This window comes from Heterorhizobium halophytocola (genome assembly GCF_017873095.1).
Taxonomy (GTDB): Bacteria; Pseudomonadota; Alphaproteobacteria; order Rhizobiales; family Rhizobiaceae; genus Allorhizobium; species Allorhizobium halophytocola.
Window position 1 is genome coordinate 497407 of record NZ_JAGGJU010000002.1, and the last position, 6000, is coordinate 503406.

Consider the following 6000-nt stretch of genomic DNA (forward strand, 5'->3'; position numbering starts at 1 on the left):
TGAAGTCCTTGCATGCAGTGGCGCTGGTTGCGAACGACGTCCGATCCCCCGCCATCGCATTGAAAGGCCGGCACGGTGCCGGCCCCCAAATCCTATTCCTCGTGCTGGTCCTCGACCGCATGCTGGATGCGGGGTTCGAGGATTTCGCGCTTGCCGACATGGTTGGCGGGACCGACCAGGCCGTCCTTTTCCATGCGCTCCACCAGCGAGGCCGCACGGTTGTAGCCGATCGACAGGCGGCGCTGGATATAGGAGGTCGAGCACTTCTTGTCGCGCTGGACGATCTTGATCGCCCGCTCATAGAGGTCGTCGCCTTCCTCGTCGCCGCTGCCGGAGGCGGCACCCATGGCGGTGTTGTCGAAGACGGCGCTGTCTTCCTCGACCTCGCTGTCGTCGTCCTCGTCCTCGGTGACGCTGCCGAGATAGGAGGGCTGCCCTTGCGTCTTCAGATGGGCCACGACCTTCTCGACTTCCGAGTCGGCGACGAAGGGACCGTGGACGCGGGCGATACGGCCGCCGCCCTTCATGTGCAGCATGTCGCCCTGGCCGAGCAGGTTTTCCGCGCCCTGTTCGCCGAGGATCGTCCGGCTGTCGATCTTCGACGTCACCTGGAAGGAGATGCGGGTCGGGAAATTGGCCTTGATCGTGCCGGTGATGACGTCGACCGAGGGACGCTGGGTCGCCATGATCAGGTGGATGCCGGCGGCGCGCGCCATCTGGGCGAGACGCTGGATGGCGCCTTCGATTTCCTTGCCGGCGACCATCATCAGGTCGGCCATCTCGTCGACGATGACGACGATATAGGGGAGCGCCGTCAGGTCGAGTTGCTGCTCCTCGAAGATCTGCTCGCCGGTACCCTTGTCGAAGCCGACCGGGACCGAGAGCATGATCTGTTCGCCCTTGTTGCGGGCCTCGGCGACGCGGGCATTGAAGCCGTCGATATTGCGCACGCCGAGCCGCGACATCTTGCGATAGCGCTCCTCCATTTCGCGCACGGCCCATTTCAGTGCCAGCACGGCCTTTTTCGGGTCGGTGACGACGGGGGTGAGCAGATGCGGGATGCCGTCATAGACCGAAAGCTCGAGCATTTTCGGGTCGACCATGATCAACCGGCATTCTTCCGGGCGCAGGTGATAGATCAGCGACAGGATCATCGTGTTGATCGCCACCGATTTGCCCGAACCGGTGGTGCCGGCGACGAGCAGATGCGGCATCTTGGCGAGTTCGGCGACGACCGGCTCGCCGCCGATCGTCTTGCCGAGGCAGAGCGGCAGGCGGAAATCGGTGCCGACATAGGCGCCGCTTTCGATCAGTTCGCGGAAATAGACCGTCTCGCGCTCGTTGTTCGGCAGCTCGATGCCGATCACGTTGCGGCCGGGCACGACCGCGACGCGGGCAGAGACCGAGGACATCGAGCGGGCGATGTCGTCGGCGAGATTGATCACGCGGGAGGATTTGACCCCCGGTGCCGGCTCGAATTCATAGAGCGTGACGACCGGGCCGGGACGCACGTCGATGATCTCGCCCTTGACGCCGAAGTCTTCGAGAATGCTTTCGAGCAGGCCGGCGCTCTGCTCCAGCGCCTCCTGGCTGAGCGCACCCGTCTGGCCGGAGCGGGCGGGCTGCAGCAGTTCGACGGAGGGGAAGAGATAGTCTTCCGTCTGGACATGCACGAGCGGCGAAAGCGCCGTGGTGCGGGCGGCGACCGGCGTGGCGCCGGGCGGCGGAGGCTGCAGGCCGGCGGCGATCGATGCCGGAGCCTGGGCGACGGGGAAAGATGCTGCCTGGGCGACGGGAAGAGATGCTGCCTGGGCGACGGGGAGAGAGGCTGCCTGGGCGACAGGGAAAGATGCTGCCGCGACGGCGGATGTTGATGGAGCCATGACGGCTTCTGTCACCGGATCGGGCGTCGCCGGCTGGCTTGCCCCCGGCTGGCGCAGGGCAATCTGGCGATAGAGATCGATGGCCGAGGGGCCGATGGTGATGTCTGCCGCAACGGGCAGGGGCACGGATGCCACGGCCGGTGCGGGGGTCTCGGTTGGTCCGGCGACCGTTTCGCGTGGCGGCACATAGGCGGTGACCGGTGCGGTCAGACGTCTTGGGGCCTGGAGCGGCGCCTGTACCTGCATCTGGACGACCGGGTTCGGCTGTGCCGGCAGAGCGGTCGCGTTGGAGGCGGTCACGGGCGCCGCGGCGCGGCGACGGTTGGCGTCTGCGCCATCCGAGGCGCCGAGGCTCATCATTTCCCAGATCAGGTGATCGGGAATGCCGATCGGTGCGCGCGCGGGTTTTGCCGGCGCTGCATGGGCCGCGGCGGCAGGAGCCGGAGCAGTATTATGGGCCGCCGGCGCGGCGCCAGCGGGCGTGCCGGCTGGTGGCTGCGGCATCCGCATGGCGGCCGGCATAGCCTGCGGTATGGCCTGCGTCGTGGTCCTGGTCTGGAGCGAGACGGCCATGGGCTGCACCGTCGGCGGTGGCGATGCCACTGCCGGCTGGACCGCGGGCGCCGGGCGGGCGACCTGTTCTGTGCGCGGCGGGATCGGCCGCGGAGTAATCTTCAGCGGCGCGCCGGTACGTGGCGGCATGATGAAGCCGGGTATGGTGATCGCGGCCGGGGCCTGCGTCGCGACCGGTGTCGCAACCGGGGCGGGTTCGGCGAGCTTGCGCTCGAGATCGCCGACCAGCGTGCGGGCATTCTGGCCCGACGGGATGAAGGCCGGATTGCCGCGGGTCAGGATATGGCCGGCAAAGGGCGTGGCCGGACCGGTCTGGGACGGCGGCGACATGCTGCCGGCACTCGACGGAGACGCGGGCACGGCCGGCGAAGTCGTGATCGGCCGCTGGGCGGACGGGGACGATGCGGCCACTGCGGGCTGCGGGTCGGCCGCGCCGGCGGCACTATCGTCGTCCTCGTCGCGCTTCGCATAATTCTGGCCGGGCGTGCGGGTAAAGCGCACGTTCGGGCCGATGACGAAGGCCTTCTGCCAAGTCGGCAGGGCGTCCGGATCGAGCACCGCACCACAGGCAGGCGGCTCGCAGGTCTGTGCGTCATGACCGGCATGGGCCGGTGCCTCGAACCCCTGTCCGTCCTGCCTTGCAGGCGCCTGACCGGCTTCGAAATCGACGTCGTTAGCGTTGGAAGCGTGGATATTGGTACGGGAAAATTGCATGCTACGCGGGACCATTCAAACAAGCTGTCACACCAGCCCTGTTAATAGAAAACAAACCTTAACCACATCTTGCCAAGACGCCTTCGAATGGCACGATCACGAAAATTTTGACGGTTTGGCTTGCCGGTGTGTCTTTCGGGTTTGCTGCCCGATCGGGAAGTTTTTCGGCGAAAGCGAGAAAACTTCCCTTCCGGTAAGAAAAACTGGAAAATCGATAAATCTTCCTGTACGGTAAGTTCACTCACAGGAGAAACCGATGATCCGCACCGCCGCCGAATTCGGCCAATCGATCCGCAAAAAGCGCAAGGCGCTGGGCTGGACGCAGAACCAGCTGGCGGAGCGATGCGGCACGGGCGAACGCTTCATCGTCGAGCTGGAGGCCGGGAAACCGAGCTGCCAGCTGGAAAAGGCGTTGATCGCCGCCCGCGTCGTCGGCCTCGATCTGGTCGATCGCCACGAGATAGTCGCGGCTCCTGCAGCCGGCGATGACGATCTCGCGCATCTGCCGCGTTTTTGACGGGGCCCGGCCATGACGATTGTCTATTATGATACGATCCCGGTGGCGGATCTGAACGATGAGACTCCCCTTGAGGCTCCCTTGGCGCTCGCCTACCGGCGCGAATGGGAGGCGCGGGCCTCCGCCTTTCCGCTATCCCTGACCATGCCGCTGGGGCAGGGGCCCTATGGGGCCGAACGGGTGCTGCCGTTTCTCGCCAATCTCCTGCCGGAAACTCATCTGAACGAGATCGGCCTTCGGTTGAAGGTCTCGCCGCAGGATGTGCTGGGGCTGCTTGCCCATCTCGGCCGCGACACGGCCGGCGCCTTTTCCTTCGGCGCGCCGCGCAAGGCCGGCAACAATCTGCGGCCCGTGCCGGACGCGGCGGCGCTGGAGCGGATCATCGACGCATTGCCCGAACGTCCCTTCCTCGTCGGCGAGCACGGCGTGTCGATGTCGCTTGCCGGCGTCCAGGACAAGCTGCCGGTCTTCGTCGGTGACGGCGGCGCGATTTCCATCCCCGTCGACGGCACACCCTCGACGCATATCCTGAAGCCCGATATCCGGCGGCTTGCCGGCAGTGTCGAAAACGAGGCCTTCTGCCTGATGCTGGCGAAACTGTGTGGCCTGCCTGCCGCCGAGGCGACCGTCGGCATCGCCGGCAGTCGACGCTATCTGCTGGTGGCGCGCTATGACCGGATCACCGACGCTGCGGGTGTGGTGCGCCGGGTGCACCAGGAGGATCTCTGCCAGCTGACCGGACTGTTGCCGGCCGAAAAATACCAACGCAGCGGCAGGATCGGGCACCAGGGCGCCACGCTCGCACACCTGTTCCAGGCGGTTGCCGCGCATGTTTCGCCCGGCGAAAGGCTGGCGCTGATGGACGGGGTGATCTTCAACGCGCTGATCTGCAATTCGGATTCGCATGCGAAGAATTATTCGGTGCTGATCGGCGCCGGCAGCACGGCAAGGCTTGCGCCCTTCTACGACCTGATGTGTGCGGCGGTTTATCAAAATGTCGACCAGAGCCTGCCGCAGGCGATCGCCGGCAAGCTGCATGCGGCAGAGTTGCATGGCGCCGACTGGAAGGCGCTTGCCGAAACCGTGGGGCTGAGCGCCGCTGCGACGCTGCGACGCGTCGAGGATCTGGCCGAACGGGTTACGTCCCATACCGCCGAGGCGGCCCGGGCGATCGCGGCGCAGAGCGGCGATCCGTCGCGCGTGCTGGAGCGGGTCACCCACGAGATTGCCAAGCGCTGCGCGCGCATCCGCCGGCAAGTCCGCTGACATCTTTGCGCCCTGACCTTTGCTAGAAACGGTTCCGCCCGATGAACGGGCGGAGGGCAGCGTGTCTGCCGGCCCTGACGGCCTCGATTGCCGCTCCACCATCCCCACCCCCTCCAGCTTTCCTGCGCTCCGCTGCGGGCCTGGCCGTCTGCCGGACACCGCAGAACCGGCGCTCGAACCGGATGTCGTTGTTCACAATAATCAATCTCTTCGTTCACAGTTATATGAATGAAACAGTCAAGCCATTGGTATTGCATGACATTTCTCGTGAGACGGACACACAACATCGAACCATGCGGTTCGATTTGCAAAAATACCCCTTGCAAACCACGTCGAACAGGACCAGATACAGCTCATCGAACCAAGCAGTTCGATATAGAAAATAACAAACACCCCGCGCAGGGCCGGAGCCCTCCCAAGATATCGCTCCAGACACCCGCACGGACATCGAGACCCTAGGAAGGAAACACCATCATGAAGACCCTCATCGCAACCGCCGCCGTTCTCGCAGCTCTCGGCACGTCCGCTGCCTTTGCCGGCCCGATCTCCGCCTCCGCCACCCTGTCGGAAGCCCCGATCGGTTCGACCGTGTTCAACGAATACTTCGCCAACGGCAAGCAGGTGCACGAAGTCTACAAGGTCAACGGCGACCGCACGCTGTCGCTCGTTACCCGCACCGCCAACGACCACTAAGGCCCTGACGGCCGCCCGGGTCGTCTGACCCCGGGCGCCGCCGACATCCCCCACAAGACATCTGCGTCACGGCTGCCCCGCCAACAATCAAGACAGCCGGACATCCAAAAGAGACAAAGGAAACACCATCATGAAGACCCTCATCGCAACCGCCGCCGTTCTCGCAGCTCTCGGCACCTCCGCTGCCTTTGCCGGCCCGATCTCCGCCTCCGCCACCCTGTCCGAAGCCCCGGTCGGCTCGACCGTGTTCAACGAATACTTCGCCCACGGCAAGCAGGTGCACGAAGTCTACAAGGTCAACGGCGACCGCACGCTGTCGCTCGTTACCCGCACAGCCAACGACCACTAAGGCCC

General features: G+C 65.2%; 5 protein-coding genes. 4 read left to right on the forward strand and 1 reads right to left on the reverse strand.

Annotated elements, in window-relative coordinates:
- Positions 1-92: 92 nt before the first annotated feature.
- A complete protein-coding gene (locus J2Z17_RS25135) occupies positions 93-3170 on the reverse strand; it encodes a DNA translocase FtsK (RefSeq protein WP_245223880.1) in 3078 nt (1025 codons plus the stop codon).
- A gap of 256 nt (positions 3171-3426) precedes the next feature.
- Between J2Z17_RS25135 and J2Z17_RS05475 the strand changes: the two genes are divergently transcribed.
- The 4 genes from J2Z17_RS05475 to J2Z17_RS05490 all read left to right on the forward strand — a co-directional run bounded on the left by J2Z17_RS05475 (position 3427) and on the right by J2Z17_RS05490 (position 5995).
- Positions 3427-3687, forward strand: coding sequence for a helix-turn-helix domain-containing protein (locus tag J2Z17_RS05475; protein WP_209942920.1), 261 nt, complete (start codon positions 3427-3429; stop codon positions 3685-3687).
- A gap of 12 nt (positions 3688-3699) precedes the next feature.
- The gene (locus J2Z17_RS05480; protein WP_209942921.1) at positions 3700-4953 is read left to right on the forward strand and encodes a type II toxin-antitoxin system HipA family toxin; all 1254 of its coding nucleotides are present in this window, start codon (positions 3700-3702) and stop codon (positions 4951-4953) included.
- A 474-nt stretch (positions 4954-5427) separates the two neighbouring features.
- Positions 5428-5646 carry a hypothetical protein gene (locus J2Z17_RS05485; RefSeq protein ID WP_209942922.1) on the forward strand — a complete coding sequence of 73 codons (219 nt, stop codon included), beginning with the start codon at positions 5428-5430 and terminating at the stop codon, positions 5644-5646.
- 130 nt (positions 5647-5776) lie between these two features.
- Positions 5777-5995: a BAR domain-containing protein gene (locus J2Z17_RS05490; RefSeq protein WP_209942923.1), complete on the forward strand. Its 219-nt coding sequence runs from the start codon at positions 5777-5779 to the stop codon at positions 5993-5995.
- The last annotated feature ends 5 nt before the right edge of the window (positions 5996-6000 follow it).

Excerpts from the sequence above, each read along its gene's own strand:
- J2Z17_RS25135 (WP_245223880.1), bottom strand. The coding sequence starts at position 3,170 with ATGCAATTTTCCCGTACCAATATCCACGCTTCCAACGCTAACGACGTC.
- J2Z17_RS05475 (WP_209942920.1), top strand. The coding sequence starts at position 3,427 with ATGATCCGCACCGCCGCCGAATTCGGCCAATCGATCCGCAAAAAGCGC.
- J2Z17_RS05480 (WP_209942921.1), top strand. The coding sequence starts at position 3,700 with ATGACGATTGTCTATTATGATACGATCCCGGTGGCGGATCTGAACGAT.
- J2Z17_RS05485 (WP_209942922.1), top strand. The coding sequence starts at position 5,428 with ATGAAGACCCTCATCGCAACCGCCGCCGTTCTCGCAGCTCTCGGCACG.
- J2Z17_RS05490 (WP_209942923.1), top strand. The coding sequence starts at position 5,777 with ATGAAGACCCTCATCGCAACCGCCGCCGTTCTCGCAGCTCTCGGCACC.